This window comes from Rathayibacter sp. AY1C2, from assembly GCF_002931195.1.
GTDB lineage: Bacteria > Actinomycetota > Actinomycetes > Actinomycetales > Microbacteriaceae > Rathayibacter.
Genome location: NZ_PSWG01000034.1, coordinates 1 through 20,513 on the forward strand (window position 1 = coordinate 1; position 20,513 = coordinate 20,513).

A 20,513-nucleotide genomic window follows, 5' to 3' on the forward strand; every position below is an offset into this window, starting at 1 on the left:
GCCCGAAGCAGCCGCCCGCCCCGCCCTCGTCCGCGTGGATCGCCGGCGTCCGCGGCTCCGGCTTCACGCTGCTGGTGATGGGGATCATGATCCTCGCGGTGGTCGTGCTCGCCCCGAGCATCAAGAACTTCGTCGAGCAGCGCGCCGAGATCGCCGAGCTGCAGCGCTCGGTCGACGCGGCCAAGACCCAGGCGCAGAACCTCGACGAGCAGCGCACCCGCTGGTCCGATCCGGCGTTCATCCGCGCGCAGGCCCGCGAGCGGCTGTACTTCGTGATGCCCGGCGAGGTGAGCTACCTCGTGCTCGACGACGTGACGCTCGCCCAGCAGGCGCAGCAGCCCGCGAGCGACACGGTGCAGGAGACCCCGACCGACTGGGCCGGCTCCCTGCTGTCCTCGGTCGCGGTCTCGGGCCTCGGCGAGCCGACCGCCGACGAGCTGACACCGACTCCGTAGCTCCCGCCCGACCCCGTCGCTCCCGCCCGACCCCGCGTACACTGGAGCGTCCTCCCGGCCGTCCGTCCTCTGGAGCCCCCGTGACCACGCCCCCCTTCGATCCGCCGTCCGAGCGCGACATCGCGGTCGTCTCCGCCCAGCTGGGCCGTCCCGCCCGGGACGTCGTCGGGATCAGCGCACGCTGCGTCTGCGGCGACCCGACGGTGGTCTCCACGAGCCCCCGCCTGTCCGACGGCACGCCGTTCCCCACCTTCTACTACCTGACCCACCCCGCCGCGACGGCCGCGATCTCGCAGCTCGAGGCCACCCAGGTCATGGTCGAGTACAACGCGATGCTCGCCGAGGACGAGGAGCTGCGCGAGGCGTACGCCGCTGCGCACCGGGCGTTCCTGGCCGACCGCGAGAGCGTCGGCTCCGTCCCCGAGATCGCGGGCATCTCCTCCGGGGGCATGCCCTCGCGGGTGAAGTGCCTCCACGCCCTCGCCGCGCACGCCCTCGCGGCGGGCCCCGGCGTCAATCCGATCGGCGATCTGGCCCTGGCCCGCGCCGACTGGTCTCCCGAGCGCTGCGACTGCAGGCCGCTCGACGCGTAGCCGCTCCTACCGGAGCCACGGAGGCGCCACCACCGGCGCGCTCTTCGCTAAGCTGATTCCCAGTCGGGGTCAGTGCTGCCCACCGCATCGAGAGCGGGCACTTCGCATTGCGTGAGGGTGTTCGCATTGTCCATCCCTCTTGGAGAGTCAACCGTGCCCAGAATCCTGATCGTCGGAGGCGGCTACGCCGGCTTCTACACCGCGTGGAAGCTCGAGAAGCAGCTCCGCCCGCACGAGGCAGAGGTCACGATCGTCGACCCGCTGCCCTACATGGCGTACCTGCCCTTCCTCCCCGAGGTCGCCGCGGGGTCGATCGAGCCGCGCCACGCGATCGTCTCGCTCCGCCGCCACCTCAAGAAGACCGCGATCCTCGCCGCCAAGGTGACGAAGATCGACCACGCGAACCGCACCGCGACGATCACCCCGACCGTGGGCGAGCCCTACGAGTTCGAGTACGACCAGATCGTCGTCACCGCCGGCTCCGTCTCGCGCACCTTCCCGATCCCGGGCGTCGCCGACAACGCGATCGGCCTGAAGACGATCGAGGAGGCGACCGCGATCCGCGACCGCATGCTCACGAACTTCGACAAGGCCGCGTCGCTCCCCGCCGGCCCCGAGCGCTCGCGCCTGCTGACCGTCACGGTCGTCGGCGGCGGGTTCGCGGGCATCGAGGTCTTCGCCGAGCTGCGCTCCTTCGCGAGCGCGCTGCTCAAGCGCTACCCCGAGATCGACTTCGAGGAGACGCAGTTCCACCTCATCGAGGCGATGGGCCGGATCATGCCCGAGGTCGCCCTCGAGACGAGCCACTGGGTGCTGAAGAACCTCGACCAGCGCGGCGCCACCGTGCACCTCGACACGCAGCTCAAGTCGGCCGAGAACGGCGTCATCCAGCTGTCGACGGGCGAGAGCTTCGAGTCGGACCTCATCATCTGGACCGCGGGCGTCATGGCGAACCCGTCGATCAAGAACTCCGACCTGCCCATCGAGGAGCGCGGCCGCCTGCGCGTGCGCGCCGACCTCCGCGTCGGCCACGACGACGTGCTCGTCGAGGGCGCCTGGGGCGCCGGCGACGCGACGGCCGTCCCCGACCTCACCGGCGGCGGCGTCGGCGGCTTCTGCGTGCCGAACGCCCAGCACGCCGTCCGCCAGGGCAAGCTCATGGCCAAGAACATCACCGCGGTGCTCCGCGGCGAGGAGCCGGTCGACTACGTGCACAAGAACCTCGGCGCGGTAGCGGGCCTGGGCATCGGCATCGGCGTGTTCCAGTCCGGCAAGATCGCCGTGAAGGGCTTCCCCGCCTGGGTGATGCACCGCGGCTACCACGGTCTCGCCATGCCCTCGTGGGAGCGCAAGTTCCGCGTGGTCTGGGGCTGGTGGAACAACCTCTGGCTCGGCCGCGACATCGCCTCGATCGAGGCCCGCGAGTACCCCCGCGGCTCCTTCGAGACCTACGCGTCGCGTCCGCGTCCGGCGGCGCCGGCCGCCGAGGCTCCGGCCGCGCAGGCCCCGGCGCAGATCCCCGGCCAGGCCGGTGCTCCGGTCCCGGTCGGCGGCGAGCCCGCCAAGTCCTGACACCGCCGCCGGGAGGGTCGCTCCTCCCGGTGGTCGCCCCCATAGCCCAATCGGCAGAGGCAGACGACTTAAAATCGTCTCAGTCTGGGTTCGAGTCCCAGTGGGGGCACTCCGTCCGACGTGCCGCTCTCTAGGCGGCGCGGGCGTGCGCGCTGCGTCGAGCGGGCTCGAGCAGCCCGGCCTCGAGGGCCTGGGTGATCTCGCCCGGGGTGCAGTCGGCGCAGAGCACGACGAGCTCCTCCTCGGTGTCGCGGCCGCCGGAGCGGTCGAGGACGACGGCGTCGGTTCCGCAGAGTGCGCATTCGATCATGCGGGTACCGTATGTCCGACCTCCGACATGCGCGCGGCAGCGCCCCGGCGCGTCTCGCCCGGATCCGGCAGGGCGCCGGGCGCGCCTCCGGACCGGTCGTCCTTCCGGCCGGAGGAGCCCGGTGTTCGGGAATCGGACGAGGATCCCGCGCGCCCGCGCCGCCTCGCCTAGAGTCGTCACCGGGCGGTTCCGAGCCCGGGCGCCCGCGTCCGGATGCGAGCCGCCCGGTCCACGGCGGGCGCCGGAACGGTCCCGCTTCTCGTGCCCGCGGGCACCGTCATGCACCGCCCGGCGACGGGCGGCCGGGAGGCCCCCATGGGGAAGCTGCTCTACGGAGCCTCGGGAGTCGAGATCGAGTTCGACGACCGCACGCTCACGCACGTCCAGATCGTCATCGCCAACAAGCTGCGCCGCCGCGAGAGCTTCTTCTTCTCCTGGCGGGACGACCCCGCGGTCGGCGACGGCCGCTCGAGCATCTGGCTCGACCCCTCCGTGCCCCTTTACTTCAAGTACTTCGGCGGACGGGTCCCCTCGATCAACCGCACCTGGATCGACCTGCTGACCGTCTCGGCGAACTCGTCCGGCGGGCTGCAGCTCGTGCAGGAGCCGGACGCCGCCCCCACCCCGCCGCCGAAGGGCGAGCAGGGCGCCTGACCCCCACCCGCCACGCCCCGGAGAAGAGCCCCATGCAGCGCGACGTCTCGGCCCACCTGACCCTCGACGTCGCGGCTCCGGCCGCCCTCGTCCTCTCGATCGCGGTGGCCGACGCGTACGGGGCGGAGGAGTCGCTGACGCTCACCGTCGACGGCCGCCCGCTCGCCGCTCGCGAGGTGATCGACCAGCACGGCACCCGGCTGCACGTGCTCGACGCGCCGGTCGGGCACCTCGTCGTGGACTACTCCGCGCGCGTCCTAGGACGCCTCGATCCGCTCGAGGGCGACGAGGTGGACCGGCTGCGGTACCTGCGGCCGAGCCGCTACGCCGAGTCGGACGTGCTGTGGGCGACGGCCCGGGCCGAATTCGCCGGCCTCGCCGGGGCGGACCTCCTGCACGCGGTGAGCTCCTGGGTCGGCACGCGGCTGGCGTACGTCCCCGGCTCGAGCCTTCCGACGGACGGGGCCGAGCGGACGCTGCTCGCCCGCCGCGGCGTCTGCCGCGACTTCGCGCACCTCGTCGTCGCCCTCCTCCGTGCGCTGGACGTGCCCGCCCGACTGGCGGCCGTGTACGCCCCGGGACTGCAGCCGATGGACTTCCACGCGGTCGCGGAGGCCTGGATCGAGGGGGAGTGGCGGGCGGTCGACGCGACGACGCTCGCGCCGCGGTCGAGTCTCGTGCGGATCGCGACGGGACGCGACGCGGCCGACACCGCGTTCCTCGGCGTCTACGGCGGCATCGCGACGCTGCGCGAGCTGACGGTCGGCGCCGTGGCCGACGTGCTGCCGGGCGACGACCTCGACCGGCCCGTCTCGATCGGCTGAGCGGGCGGCCGAGGCCGGCTACTCCGACTCGACGAAGCGCCGCCAGGCCCAGATCGACGTGCACACCGCGCTGAAGGCGACGACGGCGAAGAGCACCGGACCCGCTCCGCCGTCGGTCGACCAGGACGCGATGGTCGGGGTGAGCAGCACGAACAGCACGGTCGTCGCGAGGAGCGTGAGCCCGAGCCAGAGCAGCGGGGACCAGCGCAGGATGCTGCGGCCGGCGGGGCGCCCGACCGGGAACAGCAGCACCACGCTCGAGCCGACCGAGATCAGCGTGGTCGCGCTGAGCACCTCCGCGGCGAGCACGGAGCCGAACGAGCCGTCGGGCGGGACCACGGCGGAGGCGCCCCAGGCGAGTCCGGCGAGGCCCAGCAGCGAGACGACGCGGACGGTGGAGAGCTTCGCCCGGTCGACGGCGGATGCGCCCTCGGGGAGGACGAGGCCGATCACCACGCCGAAGAGGAGCGCCGGGTCCAGTCCCGCGAAGCGCGAGACGAGAGCGGCCGCCGCGACCAGGAGCAGCGCGCGCGGAGCGGCGACGACGCCGATCCCGCTGACGCCGATCCGTCGGCCGACCAGCGCGGGGACGGCGGCGGCGACCGCGTTGACCACGGCGACGGCCACGATGACGGCGATCAGCAGGCGCAGGTAGGCGGGCTGGCCGTCGACGCGTCCCGAGAGCAGGACGAGGCCGGCTGCGCAGCCGATCATCCCGACGACCATCAGGCGCGGCGAGGCGGGACCGGTGTCCGGCTTGTCGTCGTACTCGACGGCGGCGCGGTTGCGGCCCGTGAGGTGCCAGCTGCGTTCGGCACGGGGCGCGCGCCCGGCCGCGGCGAGGCGGGCCGGCACGACGACCAGGGCGAGCGAGAGCAGAGCGAGGGCGAGGGAGCGCATCCAGTCGGCCATCGAGACGACGGGCGATCCGGCTGACAGCGCGGTGGTCATCCCGGTCGCCGCGCTCCAGCCGCCCGGCTCGGATCCGGCGTCGGGGGCGGGCTGCGGCGGCACGTCACCGCCGTCCTGGTCGGGAGCCGGGACCGGTGCTGCGGTGGGCTCGGCGGTCGGCTCGTCCTCGGGCGCGGGCGCGGCCTCTCCGGGGCGGACGGGCGACGGAGACGCGGTCGGCGCCGCGCTGCTCGGAGCGGGAGACGCGGCGGCCCCGGGCGCGCTGGGCGCGGCACCGGGGGCGGCCGACGTCGTCGCGCTGGGCGTGCCGGTGGGAGCGGTCGTCGCCGCCGCGAAGGTCACGTCGATCCAGGGGCTCGGCGGGCTGTAGTTGCCGGCGCTGTCCCCGGCGATGGCGGAGACCCGGTGCGCGCCCGCCGTGATCGTGCCGCCGGTGCAGCTCCAGGCGCCTCCGCTGACCGCCGCGTCGCAGGTGTTGACCCGGTCCACGTACACGTAGGCGCGGGTGCCGTCCACGCCCGTCCCCGAGTAGGACGCGCCGCCGAGCGGCAGGGCGGCGCCGTCCGACGGCGAGGTGAGGGCGGGGGCGGCAGGAGCAGCGGTGTCGACCACGAGGGTCACCGGCGCGCTGGCCGGCGAGGCGGCGCTGCCGGCGAAGGAGGCGGTCTGCGTCGCGGTGACGCGGTAGCTGCCCGGCGCCGGAGTGGGGGCGAGCTGGCAGAACCACGCGCCGCCGGAGTCGGCGGTGGCCAGGCACGCGGCGCCGCCGTTCGAGACCGCGGCGACGCTCGCGCCGGGGTAGGCCGTGCCGCGGACCGAGCCCGCGGAGGTCGCCGAGCCGTCGACCGACTCGATGACGGGGGCGCTGAGGACGGCGATCGGGACGGCGGCCGAGGTGGTCCCGCCGCCGGCGAGGAGCTCCACCGCGACCAGGGTCGCCGGGCCGTCGTCGAGGGAGACGGCGCAGCTCCAGCCGCCGTCGGGGCCCGCGGTGGTGATGCAGAGGGGGTCGCCGCCGCCGCGGAGCCCGATCTGCACCTGGTCCCCGGCCGTCGCCGTGCCGGTGACCGTCGTCGCTCCCGTGCTGAGGACCGCGCCGGAGGCGGGAGCGGTGATCGCGAGAGCGGCGGCCTGCGCGGCCGGAGCGGCCAGCCCGGAGACGGAGGCGACGGCCGCGAGGAGCACCAGCAGCAGGGCGGCCGTGCGCCGCGGGGATCGGCGGAGTCGGGGCACCGGCACGACCGGTGAACCCCCCGGTACTGCCACGTCGACGCCCGATTTCACGATGCGTCCATTGCACGGGGGCAGGGGGGAGCTGTCAAGCGCGCCGCACCACTGTTCCCGGATGTACACCATCCGGAGGAGGCGTCTCGGCCGGTCGGGGGAGTCGGGGAGATCCGGGAGAGCGCTTCCGCGAGAATATACCCGTCGATCAGATCCGGAGGACAGTGGAATGCGCGAAGACGAGGCCCGCGGGCGCGATCGGCGGGAGGTGCGCGTCGAGGCCGCGCGCTTCGACGATCCGCGCGAGCTGGGCGGGCTCCTGCCGCCGGGCCTGCGCATCGGACTGGCGCAGAGCGCCTTCCAGACGGAGGGCTCCCTCGAGACGGGCGGCCGGGGCCGGTCGGTGTGGGACGACTTCGCGCTGCGACGGGGGACGATCGCCGAGGAGGCCACTCCCGAGATCGCGACGGACTTCCTCCTGCGCTGGCGCGAGGACCTCGCGCTGCTGGTCGATCTCGGCGTCGACGAGCTCCGGCTCTCGGTCTCGTGGCCCCGGCTGCAGCCCGACGGCCGCGGGCCGATCGACCGCGGAGGGCTCGGCTTCTACGACCGCCTGCTCGACGGGCTCGCCGAGACGGGGATCCGGGTCGCGCTGACCCTGCACCACCGCGACACCCCGTCGGCGCTCAGCGGCGGCTGGATGAACCGCGACACCGCGTTCCGCTTCGGCGATCTCGCCTTCGAGCTCGGCGGGCGGTTCGGCGACCGGGTCGCCGACTGGATCACCCTCGACCAGCCGTCGACGGTGATGCTCGAGGGCTACGCGCTCGCGCGGCAGGCGCCGGGCGCCGGCCGGCTGTTCAGCGCCCTGCCGGCGCTGCACCACCAGCTCCTCGGGCACGGCGTGGCGCTGGAGGCGCTGCGGGCGGCGGAGGTGACCGGGAGGATCGGCCTCGTCGACGCGCTCGCGCCCGTGGAGCCCGCCTCCGACGACGACCGGGACCGCGCCTTCGCCTCCCTGGCGGACGTCCTGCGGAACCGCCTGGTGGCCGACGCCGTGCTGACCGGGTCCTACCCGGTCGGACCGGAGGAGCTGCCGCCGTTCCTCGGCGCCCTCGCGCAGGCGGATCCGGTCGACCTCGCGCGCATCTCGGCTCCGCTCGACTTCTACGCGGTCGCGCCGCTGCCGCCGCTGCGGATCGTGGCGGGCCGCGACCCGGCGCTGCCGACCGGGGTGGGCGCTCCTCCCGCGCTCCCGTTCCACACGGCGCCCTGGCCGGAGCTGGACCGCACGGGCGACGGCTCGCCGGTCGCACCCTGGGCGGTGGTCTCGGTGCTGCGGTCCCTCGTGGAGCGCTACGGCGACGCCCTGCCGCCGCTGGTGGTGACCGCGCTCGGCGCGAGCTACCCCGACGAGCCCGATCGCGAGGGTGCGATCGTCGACACGGAGCGGATCCGCTGGCTCGGGGCTCACCTGGCCGCTCTCGCCGAGGCCGTCCACGACGGACTGCCGGTGGAGGCCGTGCAGCTCTGGACCCTGGTCGACGCGTTCGAGTGGCAGCACGGCTACAGCCGCCCGCACGGGCTCGTGGCCGTCGACACGCGCAGCCGGGACCGCGTGCCCAAGGCGTCGTTCGACTGGCTCCGGCGCGTCCTCGACGCCCGCTCCTGACGCGGGGGCGTGCGAGACTGCCGCCGTGCGCAGCATCCTCGCCCTCGCCTCCGTCCTCCACGCCGACCCCGCCCCGGTGCTCGCCGCCCTCGCGGACGTCCTCGCCGCCGACGGCGCGTACGAGCGGCGGGGGAGCGGGCTCGAGCGCCGGCTCCTCGTGCTCGGCGTCGAGCAGTGGCGGGTCCTGGCGGACGAGGAGGGGGCCCGGGTCGAGTGCGAGCTGGTCGCCGCACCCGCCTCGTCGGCGCTCGCCGGGGTCCTCCTCCGGCGGCGGATCCGCGAGGCGCCGGACCGGTTCCGTGTGGTCGTGACCGCAGTCGCCGACGCGGTGGAGTGACGCTCCGGGGACGCCCGCGCGGGTCCGCTCCGCCGCCCGCTCTCCGCTCCGCCCGCCGCCCCGCCTCCACCCCGCGCCAGCGCCCCCCGAACGGGGAATGCGCGGGCGCTCACCGCTGTTGTCTACCGATAACGGGACGGGGCTCGGCGCCCCGCCCACCGGACAGCTCGAAGGAGCCAGAGGCAGATGGCAGGAACAGGGATGAACAAGGGTCGAGGGGCGCGCGGCAGTGACGACGAGATCGTCTACCGCCGCCACGCGAACGGACGCGGCATGGTCGCTCCGGGATCGCGCGTCTCGGCGACCGCGTACGTGGAGACCGGCGCCTACGTGGAGCCCGGCGCGACCGTGGGCGAGCGCGCCTGGATCGGCGCGGGCAGCTGGGTCGACCGCGACGCCATGATCGGGCACAGCGCCTTCATCGGCGCGAACGTGCACGTCGGGCCCGAGGCGATCATCGGACCGGGGGCGCGGATCGGGAGCTACTCCCGCATCGGACGCTCGGCCGTGATCGCGACCGGCGCCCGCATCGACCGCGACACCGTGGTGCCCGACGGCGCCCGGAAGGGCATCGACGAGGCGAGCGAGAGCGGCCGCCGGGCGGCCTGACCCCCACGACCCTGTTCCGCCGGCTCCCCGGAGCGGCGGAATAGGGTCGTTCCATGTTCGAACTCCACCACCTCAGCGCCCAGGAGCAGTGGGACTGGCTGCAGCGCGGAGAGGTCACGCCTCTCGAGCTCGCCGATCACTACCTCGCCCGGATCGAGCGCTGGAACGGGGAGCTGGGCGCCTTCGCCACGGTGACCGCCGATCGGGCGCGGGAGCGGGCATCAACGCTCGGCACCGGGCCCGGAACCGCTCCGCTCTGGGGCCTGCCGAGCGGCGACAAGGACCTCTGGCGGCGCGCGGGCGTGCGGACCGCATTCGGATCCCGGCTGCGCGAGCACCACGTGCCCACCGCCTCCGACGAGATCGTCGAGGTGCTCGATGCGGCGGGAGCGGTCAGCCTCGGCAAGACCGCGGCGCCCGAGTTCGGGATGCCCTCCTACACCGAGACGCGCATCGGCCCGCCCGCCGTCACGCCCTGGGACACCCGCCTCGGGGCCGGCGGATCCAGTGGAGGAGCGGCGGTCGCCGTCGCCGCGGGACTGCTGCCGTTCGCCCCCGCCTCGGACGGCGGCGGGTCCATCCGCATCCCCGCCGCGGCCTGCGGCCTGGTGGGACTGAAGCCCTCCCGCGGACGCGTCGCCGCGCTCTCCGGCATCGGCGGGGTCGGCGGCCTGACGGTCGCCGGGCCGATCACCCGCTCGGTCGCCGACGCGGGCCTCCTGCTCGAGGGCATGCTGGAGCGGACGAACGGCCGCCTCCCGCAGCGCTGGTCGCTCGGCGCGCCCGGCGACGGCGACGGCTCGTTCCTCGGCGCCGCGGTGCGCGGAGAGGGGCGCTTCCAGATCGGCGTGCTCACGGACTCGCCCTGGGACGAGGAGTACGAGATCGCTCTCGCTCCGGAGGCGCGCGCCGCGCTGGACGAGGGGATCGCCGCGCTGGCCGCCCTCGGCCACGGGCTCGAGGAGGCGTCGCTGCCACCGAGCGCCTCGTACCCCGCCGCGTTCCGGACGCTGTGGCAGAGCGGCGCGGCGACCCTGCCCGTCGAGGGCGCGGGCCTCGATCTGCTGGAGCCGCTGACCCGCTGGCTGGTGGAGGAGGGACGCCGGCGCTCCGCCCGCGAGATCGTCGAGGCGGCGTCCTGGCTCTCGGGCTACGAGCGCGCGGTGATCGCGGCATTCGCCGGCGTCGACGCGGTCCTGACGCCGTCGCTGGCGATGACGCCGCGCCCCGTCGGCTGGTACGACCTCGAGGACCCCGAGCGCAATTTCGAGCAGCAGTGCCTCTACACGCCGTACACGTCCTTCGTGAACGTGAGCGGCCTCCCCGCGATCACCCTTCCGCTGAGCACCACGGAGGAGGGCCTGCCGATGGGAGTCCAGCTGATCGGGCGACCCGGCGGCGAGGCGACGCTGCTGGCGATCGGCGCGCAGCTCGAGCGGCGGGCGCGCTGGCAGAGGCGGCACCCGCCGCAGTGGTGACGGGGGAGGCCGCAGCGATGACGGGTCCGGGCGCGGCTGCACGGCGGATGGTCAGGGTCCGGCTCTGGTCACTGAGGTAAGCCTTGCCTATACTCGAATACGATGTGCATGTTCGAGGACCGCGACGGCTCCGCGCCGGTCGACGTGAAGCAGTTCCTGATCGCGGGCGACGAGACCGTCGTGCCGTGGATCCAGAGCATCCTCGACGCCCTCCCCGCGAACGCCCGCGGCCAGGTCTTCGTCGAGGTCGACGACGCGCGCGGACTGCCGCCGCTCGCCGCCCCCGGACGGGTCTGCGTCACCTGGCTCGGCCGCTCCGAGCGCTCGGGCGCCCCCGGCACCGGTGAGCGATGCTCCCGCGGAGTCGCACTCGACCGCGCGGTCCGGGCCTGGGTCGGCGAGATGTCGGTCGTCGACGGTGACTACCCGTGGGCCGACGGCCGCCACGACTTCTGCGCCTGGATCGGCGGGGCCGGCCCCGTCGTCGCCGAGCTCGCCGCCGACGTCGAGGCGCGCCTGCGCACCTCCGCCGAGCACGCCGCGCGCTGACCGTCCGCCGGGCGTCCCGGCTGAGTTTTAGGCAAGGCTTACCTTCTGTGCGAGACTGAGGCGATGCCTCCGACGACCGCCGCCCCCGCCCGACCGGCCTACCGGCCGTACCTCGCGACCGTCGCCGCAGCGACCCGGATCGCCCCGCACTTCATCCGCGTGACCCTCACCGGCACCGGCCTCGACCACGTCGGCTGCACCGGCCCCGACCAGCGCATCAAGCTCGTCGTCCCCACCGCCGCCTCCGACGCCCCCGCCTTCCTCGCCTCCGTCTCGGACCCCGACGGACCCGACGGACTCGACCCCGACTGGTACGGCCGCTGGCGACAGCTCCCCGACGAGCTCCGGAACCCGCTCCGCACCTACACCATCCGCGCCGTCCGCCCCGAGGACGCCGAGGTCGACATCGACTTCGCCGCCCACGGCGACACCGGACCGGCCTCCGCCTGGGTCGAGAGCGCCCGCGCCGGCGACCAGATCGTCATCATCGCGCCCGACACGCGCTCCGACCTCCCCGGCGGCGGAGTCGAGTTCCACCCCGGCGCCGCCACCTCCCTCCTCCTCTCCGGCGACGAGACGGCCGTCCCCGCCATCGCCGCGATCCTCGAGAGCCTCGACGACGACGCCACCGGAGCCGCGTTCCTCGAGGTCCCCACCGCCCACGACCGCCTCCCGCTCCGCCACCCCGCCGGCGTCCACGTCACCTGGATCGTCCGCGCCGACGCGGCAGCCCCCGGAGCGGCCCTCGGCGACGCGGTCCGCGCCTGGGCCACCCGCTTCCTCACCGCCCACCACCGCGGCGTCGACGTCAGCGACATCGACGTCGACCACGAGATGCTCTGGGAGGTCCCCGACGAGAGCACCGACCCCGGCCTCTACGCCTGGATCGCCGGAGAAGCCGGCGCCGTGAAGCTGATCCGCCGCTGCCTCGTCACCGAGCTCGGACTCGACCGGAAGCGGGTGGCGTTCATGGGGTACTGGCGCCTCGGCCGCCAAGAGTCCAACTGACCCGGAGCGCCGCAGGGCGACGTTCTGCGGCGTTGTCGTCGGGCGCGATACCGCCGGTATCGCTTCCTCCTCCGCCTTGCAGAACGACGCCCTGCGACGCTCCGGGCGCTGCTCGTAGAGGATCGGCGCGCCGGGGGCGCGGCCGCGGGGGACGGCGCGCCGGGGGCGCGACCGCAGAGGATGCGGCGCGCCAGGGGCGCGACCGCGGAGGACGATGCTGATCTAGTGGACCTCGCAGAGGGCGTCTCGAGAGTCACTGCCGACGGACTTCGCGCGTGATCGAGCGTTTCTCGGGTGCCTGGCGAGTCGGGTGACCGCGCCCGGACATGCTCATCGGGTAGCCCTCGGAGAGGGAGTTTCGAGATCCACGCGCGACCGATTTCGCGGCTGATCGAGAAGCTCGCGGGCACACACCGAGTCGGGCGACCGCGCACAGACCTGCTGATCGGGCAGCCCTCGGAGAGGGTGTGTCGCGATCCTCCCGGCGAGCGGGTCGGGTACTCCGCGCCGCCCCCGCGTCGAGTCGTCGGCGGCGGCGGGGAGCGGCAGCGGGCTACAGGGTGGGGGAGACGCCCACGAGGCGGCTGGAGAGGGTCCAGAGGTCGTGGGCGAGAGCGCGGTCTCGGGCCTGGGGGTTCAGGGAGCCGCGCGGTGTCAGCTGGTCGAAGTAGGTGCCGCTGGCGGCACCGACGTCGGGCTCGGAGGCGAGGGTGATCAGCGGCACCGCACCCGCCTCGGCGGAGATCCCGAAGGAGCCGACCGAGAGGCTCGTCATCAGCTTCATCATCGTGCTGTCGGCACCGAAGCTCGTCGAGACGACGCCCGGGTGGAACGAGTACGCGTCGACCGACGTCGTCAGCAGGCGCTCCGCCAGCTCGCGGATGAAGAGGATCGTCACCAGCTTCGACGTGCCGTACGCCCGCCAGCCGCCGAGCCACGGACCGCGGCGGTTGTCGAGGTCGTCGAGCCTCAGGCGACCGAAGCGGTTCGCGAGGCTCGCCGTGGAGACGACGCGGACGCCGGCCCGCTCCCTCGAGGTCTCGATCATCCGCGGGAGCAGGAGCCGCGTGAGCAGGAACGGCGCGAGATGGTTGCTCTGGATCGTCCGCTCGTGGCCGTCGACCGTCTCGGCGCGGTGGGAGACGAGCCCGCCCGCGTTGTTCGCCAGCACGTCGATCCGCTCGTAGCGCTCGAGGAGGCCGTCGGCCAGGGCGCGGACGTCGTCGAGCCGGTCGAAGTCGGCCAGGAACGCGTCCCCTCCCACGTCGGCGGCGACCGCGCGGGTGCGCTCGGGGTTCCGCCCGACCACGGCCACGCGGGCACCGGCGGACGCCAGCGCTCCCGCCGCGACCCGGCCGATGCCGGAGCTCGCTCCGGTGAGGACGACGACGCGCCCCGTCATGTCAGTGACCACGGAGATATCCGCCCTTCTCGAGACCGGCTTCGATCTCGAATCGATTGCGCAGCGGATCGCGACCCGCCACCGTGTACGCGAACGGGAACCACATCCCGTAGAGCCGCCACTGCTCCTTGTGCACGGCCTCGTGCTCGAGGACGCTGTCGGAGACGTTGGTGCCCGTGAGGTAGCTCGTGCCGACGCAGGACCCTCCGCGGCCGAACGCCCAGGAGGGCAGACCGGTGAAGACGACGAGGCCGTGGCTGCGCCGGATCGGGCCCGTGCTCCACAGCGCGCCCCAGGCGAGTCCGACCGCGCACGCGAAGAGGTAGCCCGGCCGGGTGATCGCCGGATCCAGGGCCACCGTCGCGACGGCTCGACGGAGCGCGCTCACGCGCTGTCGCGTCCGTAGGTCTCGAGCAGCCGCAGCCAGACCTCGCTGATCGTCGGATAGGAGGGGACCGCGTGCCAGAGGCGCGAGAGCGGCACCTCGCCGACGACGGCGATCGTCGCGGAGTGGATCAGCTCTCCGACCTCCTTGCCGACGAAGGTGACGCCGAGGACGACCTTCCGGTCCTCGTCCACGACCATCCTCGCGGTGCCCGTGTAGCCGTCGGCGGCGAGGGCGGCGCCGGCGACCGAGCCGATCTCGTAGTCGACGACGCGGGTGCGGTATCCGGCCTTCTCGGCGGCCGCGGCGGTGAGGCCGACCGACGCGACCTCGGGGTCGGTGAAGACGACCTGCGGCACGGCCTCGTGGTCGGCGGTCGCGACGTGCGCTCCCCAGGGGGCGTCGTGGACCTCGGCACCGGTGGCGCGCGCGACGATCACGTCGCCGGCCGCACGGGCCTGGTACTTGCCCTGGTGCGTGAGCAGTGCGCGGTGGTTGACGTCGCCGACCCCGTAGAGCCACGGACGCCCGCCGCCGAGGGGAGCACCGTCGCCGCCCAGCACGAGCATCGTGTCGTCGACCGTCAGCGAGGAGCCGGGCTCGAGGCCCACCGTCTCGAGGCCGACGTCGCGGGTGTGCGGGGCGCGGCCGGTCGCGGCGAGCACCTGGTCGGCCTCGATGACGTCGCCGCCCTCGAGCGTCACCGCCACGGTGCCGTCGGACCGGCGCTCGACCGAGACGGGCGAGTCGCCGAGGCGCAGGTCGACGCCGAGCTCCTGGAGCGCCGAGCCGACGAGCTCGCCGGCGAAGGGCTCGAACGGCGTGAGGAGTCCGCTGCGGGCGACGAGCGTGACGGAGGAGCCCATGCCGGCGTAGGCGGTCGCCATCTCGGTCGCGACGACTCCGCCGCCGATGACGACGAGGCGCGGCGGCACCTCCTCGGCCGAGGTGGCCTCGCGGCTCGTCCAGGGGGATGCCGCGCGCAGGCCAGGGATGTTGGGGACGACGGCGGTGGTGCCGGTCGCGACGGCGACGGCGGAGCGGGCGCGGAGCACGCGCACCTCGCCGTCGGGTCCGATCACGGTGACCTCGCGCTCGCCGCTCAGGCGGCCGTGCCCGCGGACGAGCTCGATGCCGGCGCCCTCGAGCCACTGCACCTGGCCGTGGTCGTCGAAGTGGCTGGTGAAGGAGTCGCGGCGGGCCAGGAGCGCGGGCACGTCGACTCCTCCGCTCACCGCCTGCGCCGCGCCGGGGAGATCACGGGCGGCGCGGAGCGCCATCGGCGGCCGCAGCAGCGCCTTCGAGGGCATGCACGCCCAGTAGGAGCACTCGCCCCCGACGAGCTCGCTCTCGACGACGGCCGCGGTGAGGCCGCCCTGGACCGCGCGGTCCGCGAGATTCTCGCCCACCGGCCCTGCTCCGATGACGATGACGTCGAACTCGTCCGTCGTGCTGCTCATGCTGTCTCCCTGGGGTTCTCGGAGGCGTCGAGCCCCGTCGTCTGTGGGTGCCCGGCGCTCAATGCGCCGGCACGATCTCGGCCCGCCAGCCGTCGTAGCGGCCGCCGTGGCTCTCGACCGCCTCGATCACCTGGCGGAGGAACGCGGTGGTCGACTCCTCGTCGACCGCGGCGTGGTGGCTCGCGACGAGGACCTGCCTCAGCCGAAGCCGCGAGATCGCGATCTGGAAGCCGGAGGCCACGAGGACGCGCCCGGCGCGCCGTGCGGTGCTGCGGCGGGAGAAGACGGCGAAGTGGTCGACCTCGCGCAGCTCCCACACCTGGTCGCCGTAGCGGAGCCGGATCTCGAGCTGCTGCGCGGCGCGCTCCTGCTGCGCCTCGAGGGAGGAGCCGCCGGGCGCCGTGACGGTGGTGCTCTCGTCGCTCATCGTCCGGTGAACTCCGCCGTCGTGCGCTGGAGGAAGGCCTCGGTGCCGATGCGCGCGTCCTCGGACGCCGCGAGACGCGCGAGCGCCCCGGGGAGCGCGGCCGCGGCCTCGGCGTCGGACGCGGCGACCGCGAGCCGGGCACTGGCCAGGGCGGCCTGCACGGCGAGCGGCGCCTGCGCGGCGATCCGGGCGGCCAGAGCCCAGGCCGCCACGGCGACCGCCCCGTCGGGGACGACCTGCTGCACGAGGCCGATGCGGTGGGCCTCCTCGGCGTCGAAGAGGTCGCCGGTGAGGATCCAGCGCATCGCGTCGCCCCAGCCGACGGCGCGGGGGAAGCGCAGCGTCGCTCCGCCGAAGGGCAGGATGCCGCGGGCGACCTCGATCTGGCCGAAGCGGGTGGACCGCTCGGCGAGGACGACGTCGCTCGCGAGCGCGAGCTCGATGCCGAGCGTGAGGCAGGTGCCCTGGAGGCCGATGACCACCGGCTTGCTCACGGGGCGGGTGCGCAGGCCCCAGGGGTCGAGACCGCCCTCGGGCACGAAGTCGAGGCCGTCGGAGCCCAGGCGGGGCCCGATGTCGGCGAGGTCGAGCCCGGCCGTGAAGTGCCCGCCCTCGGCGAGGACGACGCCGGCGCGCAGCTCCGGGTCGCGGTCGAGCTCGCCGTACGCGGACGCCAGCTCCGCGAGCAGCCGAAGATCGGCGGCGTTGCGCTTCTCGGGCCGGTCCAGCACGATCGCGAGCACGGTCCCGCGCCGCTCGGTGCGCACGCGCGGTCTCTCGTCGCTCATCGTTCCTCCGCTCGGTCGCGTCCGACCATCTTGCCGGGTGCCGCCGACACGCGCTCGGGCTTGCGCGCCGATGGCAGGGCTCTCTCAGGCCCCGCGGGACAGAGCGCCGAGGAGGCGGAGGATCGTGGGCAGGTCGTCCTCGGCCGCCGTCGGCGACGACGGGGCGAACGAGGTGACGCCGGCGCCCGCGAGCGGGAAGCGGGACCGGAGGGCGTCGAGGCTCGCGACGAGGCGCGAGGCGGGCACGCCGAAGGGCACGGGGTCGAACAGCCCGGCGAGGTCGGCGGGGTCGAGCACGTCCAGGTCGAGGTGCACGTAGACGGAGGCGGCACCGGTCGCCTCGACCGCCGCGACGAGCGACTCCGGGTCGAGGGCGTCCGCGGTCAGCACCGCGGCCCCCCGCTCGACCAGCGGCTCGAGCTCGCCGTCGTCGGCGGAGCGGACACCGGCGAGGACGACGCGCTCGTCGGCCACCCGCTCCTCGGCGCCCGCGCTCAGGAGGCCGACGCCGCGGCCCAGCGCGGCCGAGAGGACCATGCCGCAGAAGGCGCCGCTGGGGGAGGACTCGGGAGTGTGCGCGTCCGGGTGGGCGTCGAGCCAGACCAGCGCGACCGGGACCGGTGCCGAGCGGACGGCGTGCCCGATCGCCGCGAACTCGACGCCGCAGTCGCCGCCGATCGTGATCACGGGATCGGTCCGGCCCGAGAGGGCCTCGCGCACCCGCTCGGCGACGGTGGCGACCGAGGCGTAGCGGCGGATGCCGGTGTCCTGGGCGTCGCCCGCCTCGGCGGGGATGTCGAGGGTCGTGGTGGCGGAGGAGGGCAGATCGCCCCGGATCGCCTCGGCTCCGTCGACGAGGCGCATCGCGCGCGTCGACGCCGAGCCCTGCCACTGGGGGACGACGAGGAAGGAGGCCATGTCCCTCACTATGGCACGCGCGCCGCTGCCGGGTGCCTGCGTCCTCAGGCCGCGGGCAGGCCTCCGGGGACGGCCGCGGGGCGGAGCGACGGGGGCGCGCCGTCGAGGTCGACCAGGGCCTCGTCGAGTGCGGAGCGGGCGCGGTCGGCGGCGGCGCGGGCCTCGTCCAGAGCGCCGGCCGGATCGCCTGCCGCACGGCGCACCGCGGTGTCCAGCTGCCCGAGCGTCTCCTCCGCGAGGATCCGGGGTGCCGCGGTGATGCGCTCGCCGTGCACGGCGGCCAGGAGCAGCACCGACTCGGCACCGAGCCGGGCCGCGGTGCGCGCCGCCTCGAACAGGAGGAGCTGGCGCTCGGCCTGGGCTCGCGGCTCGCGGTACCCGGAGACGACGGCGTCCAGAGCGGAGTCGGCGTCGAGCAGCAGGACCAGCAGCGCGGCCGGATCGTGGCGGGCGCCGGCCGACCGGGCGTCGTCGGCGTCGAGGAGGAGCGACCGTGCCGCGGCGCACGCGACGGCCACGTCGGCGGCGGAGGCGAGTTGCGCCGAGGTGCGCAGGTCCGAGAGGGTGGCGGCCCGCTCCAGGTCGTCCCGCACGGAGCGCTCGACGCCGCTCAGCTGCACCTCGGCGCGGGTCACGAGCCCGACCAGCGAGTCGACCGCGTCGAGCAGGGCGTCGGGATCGGGGGAGCCGCCGGCGGCGACGTGCTCGACGGCCTCGCGCAGCGGTCGGACCCGGCGCTCGGGAGTGGTCCCGGCGAGGACGGAGACCTCGGAGCGCGCCTGCTGCACGCGCTCCGGGAGGGACGGGCTCGGCGAGGTCACTCCGTGATCGTACGGCCGGAGTGTGACACCGCGTGACACGGCGGTTCGACCGGCGGCGGCGGCGTGCCCAGGATGGAGTCATGACCCGCTCACTCGCCATCGTCGAGGTCGCCCGCGTGCGACCGGGCCGCGAGGAGTACCACGCCTACGTGCAGATCCTGAACGGCCGCATCCTCGCCCTCGCGCACGAGCGCGGCTGGCGGGCGGAGCGCTTCGCCGCCGAGGAGCTGGGCACGGAGGAGCTGCTGGCGCGCACGGCGGGGGCGGACGCCCTCGTCCTCGCGGGCGGCGAGGACATCGCTCCCGAGCAGTACGGCGCCGACCGCGGCTACCCGGCCGAGGGCCCCCACGCGGAGCGCGCCGACGCCGCCCAGATCGCGCTGGTGCACCGGGCGCTCGCCCGCCGGACCCCGCTGCTGGGCATCTGCCGCGGCCTGCAGATCGTCAACGTCGCGCTCGGCGGCACGCTGGTTCAGGACCTGGGTCCGGAGGCGGAGCACGTCAACGCGGCGGCCCCCGCTCACCAGCGCATGCACCGGCACGAGGTCGGGCTCGCGGCGGGCTCCGTGCTCGGCGGGCTCTTCGGGTCCGAGGCGCTCGCGGTGCAGAGCGCGCACCACCAGGCGGTCGACCTGCTCGCTCCGGGGCTGCGGGTCGTCGCCCGGGCGGAGGACGGCGTGATCGAGGCCGTCGAGCACGTCGCGGCCCCCCTCGTGGGCGTGCAGTGGCACCCCGAGGACCCGGACGCTCCCGCCGGTCAGCTGGCGACGCTGCTCGACGGGCTGGCGCTCGCCGCCGCCCGCGGGGAGTTCGCGCTGCCCCTCGCCGCCTGAGCGGCCGGGGCTCCCCGCGGGCGACCGGGCTCAGCGGGCCAGTCGGGCCATCCACGCCTCGATGTCGTCGGCCGAGCGCGGGATGCCGGCCGAGAGGTTCTCGGCGCCGTCGGCGGTGACGAGCACGTCGTCCTCGATCCGGACGCCGATGCCGCGCAGCTCCTCCGGGACCGTGAGGTCGTCGGGCTGGAAGTAGAGGCCGGGCTCGATCGTGAAGACCATGCCCTCCTCGACCAGTCCGTCGAGGTACATCTCGCGCCGTGCCCGGGCGCAGTCGTGCACGTCGAGCCCGAGGTGGTGGCTGGTGCCGTGGACCATGTAGCGGCGGTGCTGCTGGTTGTCGGCCTCGAGCGCCTCCTCGGCGCTGACCGGCAGCAGGCCCCACTCGGCGGTGCGCCGCGCGATGACGGCCATCGCCGCGGCGTGAACCTCGCGGAAGCGGATGCCGGGTCGGACGATCGCGAACGCGGCGTCGGCCGCCTCCCGCACCGTCTCGTGAACCTGGCGCTGGGCGTCCGTGTAGCGGCCGTCCACCGGGAAGGTGCGCGTGATGTCGGCGGTGTAGTAGCTGTCCTGCTCGACGCCGGCGTCCAGCAGCACCAGCTGGCCGGGGCGCACCGGCCCGTCGTTGCGCGTCCAGTGCAGGATGCAGGCGTGGGGGCCCGCCGCGGCGATGGTGTCGTAGCCGACCGCGTTGCCGTCGGCGCGCGCGCGTCCGTTGAAGACGCCCTCGATCAGGCGCTCGCCCTTCTCGTGGGCGATGATGCGCGGCAGGTCGGAGAGGACGTCCTCGAAGCCGCGGCCCGTCGCGTCGACGGCGGCGCGCAGCTCGGCGATCTCGTAGGCGTCCTTGACCAGGCGGAGCTCGGCGATGTCGCGCTCGAGCGCCGCGTCGCGGTCCGCCCGCTCGTCGGCCTCGACCGCGTCGAGACGGCCGGTCACCGCCGGGTCGGCCTCGCGCAGCACGGCGAGGGGGACGCCGTCGTGCGCGTCGAGGACCGCGTCGAGCTCGGCGATCCCGCGGGTGGCGAGGCCGAGATCGCTCGCGACCTGCGCGAGCGACGGACGCGGCCCGATCCAGAACTCGCCGATCTCGGGGTTGGCGTAGAACTCGTCGGAGTCGCGGCCCGCGCGCTCGCGGAAGTAGAGCGTCGCGCTGTGGCCGGACCCGGCGGGCTCGAGGACGAGCACCGCGCCGGGCTCGGAGTCGGAGCCCCAGCCGGTGAGCCAGGTGAAGGCCGAGTGCGCACGGAACGGGTAGTCGGTGTCGTTCGCGCGCTGC

At 74.8% G+C, this 20,513-nt stretch carries 22 protein-coding genes and 1 tRNA gene; 13 read left to right on the plus strand and 10 right to left on the minus strand.

Features of this window, described 5'->3' with window-relative positions; translation table 11 throughout:
- From C5C55_RS15745 to C5C55_RS15760, 4 genes are all read left to right on the plus strand, one after another.
- A partial coding sequence (locus C5C55_RS15745) for a septum formation initiator family protein (RefSeq protein ID WP_104234570.1) occupies positions 1 to 455 on the plus strand: 455 nt, incomplete at its 5' end.
- Between the two features lie 80 nt (positions 456 to 535).
- Positions 536 to 1,048, plus strand: coding sequence for a DUF501 domain-containing protein (locus C5C55_RS15750; RefSeq protein ID WP_104234571.1), 513 nt, complete (start codon positions 536 to 538; stop codon positions 1,046 to 1,048).
- Between the two features lie 153 nt (positions 1,049 to 1,201).
- Positions 1,202 to 2,620 (plus strand): NAD(P)/FAD-dependent oxidoreductase, encoded by a 1,419-nt coding sequence (locus tag C5C55_RS15755; protein ID WP_104225019.1) that lies wholly within the window; start codon positions 1,202 to 1,204, stop codon positions 2,618 to 2,620.
- A 35-nt stretch (positions 2,621 to 2,655) separates the two neighbouring features.
- A tRNA-Leu gene (locus C5C55_RS15760) sits at positions 2,656 to 2,729 on the plus strand.
- Between the two features lie 21 nt (positions 2,730 to 2,750).
- Here C5C55_RS15760 and C5C55_RS15765 read toward each other — a convergent pair.
- Positions 2,751 to 2,930: a hypothetical protein gene (locus tag C5C55_RS15765; RefSeq protein ID WP_104225020.1), complete on the minus strand. Its 180-nt coding sequence runs from the start codon at positions 2,928 to 2,930 to the stop codon at positions 2,751 to 2,753.
- Positions 2,931 to 3,245: 315 nt separating this feature from the next.
- Here C5C55_RS15765 and C5C55_RS15770 point away from each other — a divergent pair, with 315 nt between their 5' ends.
- Positions 3,246 to 3,584: an ATP-dependent DNA ligase gene (locus tag C5C55_RS15770; protein ID WP_068211888.1), complete on the plus strand. Its 339-nt coding sequence runs from the start codon at positions 3,246 to 3,248 to the stop codon at positions 3,582 to 3,584.
- Between the two features lie 32 nt (positions 3,585 to 3,616).
- Positions 3,617 to 4,408, plus strand: coding sequence for a transglutaminase family protein (locus tag C5C55_RS15775; RefSeq protein ID WP_104234572.1), 792 nt, complete (start codon positions 3,617 to 3,619; stop codon positions 4,406 to 4,408).
- A gap of 18 nt (positions 4,409 to 4,426) precedes the next feature.
- On the opposite strand, the gene C5C55_RS15780 is transcribed toward C5C55_RS15775, so the two are convergent.
- Entirely contained in the window at positions 4,427 to 6,553 is a 2,127-nt protein-coding gene (locus tag C5C55_RS15780; RefSeq protein ID WP_146083644.1) for a hypothetical protein, read from the minus strand.
- 220 nt (positions 6,554 to 6,773) lie between these two features.
- Here C5C55_RS15780 and C5C55_RS15785 point away from each other — a divergent pair, with 220 nt between their 5' ends.
- From C5C55_RS15785 to C5C55_RS15810, 6 genes are all read left to right on the plus strand, one after another.
- Entirely contained in the window at positions 6,774 to 8,216 is a 1,443-nt protein-coding gene (locus C5C55_RS15785) for a glycoside hydrolase family 1 protein (RefSeq protein WP_181065746.1), read from the plus strand.
- Between the two features lie 25 nt (positions 8,217 to 8,241).
- On the plus strand, positions 8,242 to 8,553 hold the full coding sequence (locus C5C55_RS15790; RefSeq protein WP_104234575.1) for a hypothetical protein: 312 nt from the start codon (positions 8,242 to 8,244) through the stop codon (positions 8,551 to 8,553).
- A 186-nt stretch (positions 8,554 to 8,739) separates the two neighbouring features.
- Positions 8,740 to 9,162, plus strand: coding sequence for a transferase (locus C5C55_RS15795; RefSeq protein ID WP_104225025.1), 423 nt, complete (start codon positions 8,740 to 8,742; stop codon positions 9,160 to 9,162).
- Between the two features lie 53 nt (positions 9,163 to 9,215).
- On the plus strand, positions 9,216 to 10,640 hold the full coding sequence (locus C5C55_RS15800) for an amidase (protein ID WP_104234576.1): 1,425 nt from the start codon (positions 9,216 to 9,218) through the stop codon (positions 10,638 to 10,640).
- A 108-nt stretch (positions 10,641 to 10,748) separates the two neighbouring features.
- Positions 10,749 to 11,189, plus strand: a complete 441-nt coding sequence (locus C5C55_RS15805; RefSeq protein ID WP_160034004.1) for an SIP domain-containing protein — start codon at positions 10,749 to 10,751, stop codon at positions 11,187 to 11,189.
- Positions 11,190 to 11,252: 63 nt separating this feature from the next.
- On the plus strand, positions 11,253 to 12,197 hold the full coding sequence (locus C5C55_RS15810) for a siderophore-interacting protein (protein ID WP_104234577.1): 945 nt from the start codon (positions 11,253 to 11,255) through the stop codon (positions 12,195 to 12,197).
- Positions 12,198 to 12,750: 553 nt separating this feature from the next.
- On the opposite strand, the gene C5C55_RS15815 is transcribed toward C5C55_RS15810, so the two are convergent.
- From C5C55_RS15815 to C5C55_RS15845, 7 genes are all read right to left on the minus strand, one after another.
- The gene (locus C5C55_RS15815; protein ID WP_258065329.1) at positions 12,751 to 13,611 is read right to left on the minus strand and encodes an SDR family NAD(P)-dependent oxidoreductase; all 861 of its coding nucleotides are present in this window, start codon (positions 13,609 to 13,611) and stop codon (positions 12,751 to 12,753) included.
- Positions 13,601 to 13,987 (minus strand): Fe-S oxidoreductase, encoded by a 387-nt coding sequence (locus tag C5C55_RS15820; protein ID WP_104227423.1) that lies wholly within the window; start codon positions 13,985 to 13,987, stop codon positions 13,601 to 13,603. The genes C5C55_RS15815 and C5C55_RS15820 overlap by 11 nt, the downstream gene beginning before the upstream one ends.
- Positions 13,984 to 15,444: an NAD(P)/FAD-dependent oxidoreductase gene (locus tag C5C55_RS15825; RefSeq protein WP_104234579.1), complete on the minus strand. Its 1,461-nt coding sequence runs from the start codon at positions 15,442 to 15,444 to the stop codon at positions 13,984 to 13,986. The genes C5C55_RS15820 and C5C55_RS15825 overlap by 4 nt, the downstream gene beginning before the upstream one ends.
- A gap of 58 nt (positions 15,445 to 15,502) precedes the next feature.
- On the minus strand, positions 15,503 to 15,871 hold the full coding sequence (locus tag C5C55_RS15830) for a ribonuclease E inhibitor RraB (protein ID WP_104225032.1): 369 nt from the start codon (positions 15,869 to 15,871) through the stop codon (positions 15,503 to 15,505).
- Positions 15,868 to 16,659 (minus strand): crotonase/enoyl-CoA hydratase family protein, encoded by a 792-nt coding sequence (locus C5C55_RS15835; protein WP_104234580.1) that lies wholly within the window; start codon positions 16,657 to 16,659, stop codon positions 15,868 to 15,870. Before C5C55_RS15835 ends, C5C55_RS15830 begins: the two co-directional genes overlap by 4 nt.
- 84 nt (positions 16,660 to 16,743) lie before the next feature.
- Complete coding sequence (locus C5C55_RS15840) at positions 16,744 to 17,577, minus strand: arginase family protein (RefSeq protein ID WP_104234581.1); 834 nt, start codon at positions 17,575 to 17,577, stop codon at positions 16,744 to 16,746.
- A gap of 44 nt (positions 17,578 to 17,621) precedes the next feature.
- Entirely contained in the window at positions 17,622 to 18,398 is a 777-nt protein-coding gene (locus tag C5C55_RS15845) for a hypothetical protein (protein WP_104225035.1), read from the minus strand.
- Between the two features lie 80 nt (positions 18,399 to 18,478).
- Here C5C55_RS15845 and C5C55_RS15850 point away from each other — a divergent pair, with 80 nt between their 5' ends.
- Positions 18,479 to 19,231, plus strand: a complete 753-nt coding sequence (locus tag C5C55_RS15850) for a gamma-glutamyl-gamma-aminobutyrate hydrolase family protein (RefSeq protein ID WP_104225036.1) — start codon at positions 18,479 to 18,481, stop codon at positions 19,229 to 19,231.
- Between the two features lie 30 nt (positions 19,232 to 19,261).
- Here C5C55_RS15850 and C5C55_RS15855 read toward each other — a convergent pair.
- Positions 19,262 to 20,513, minus strand: a 1,252-nt coding sequence (locus C5C55_RS15855) for an aminopeptidase P family protein (protein WP_104234582.1), incomplete at its 5' end; no start/stop codon positions are given.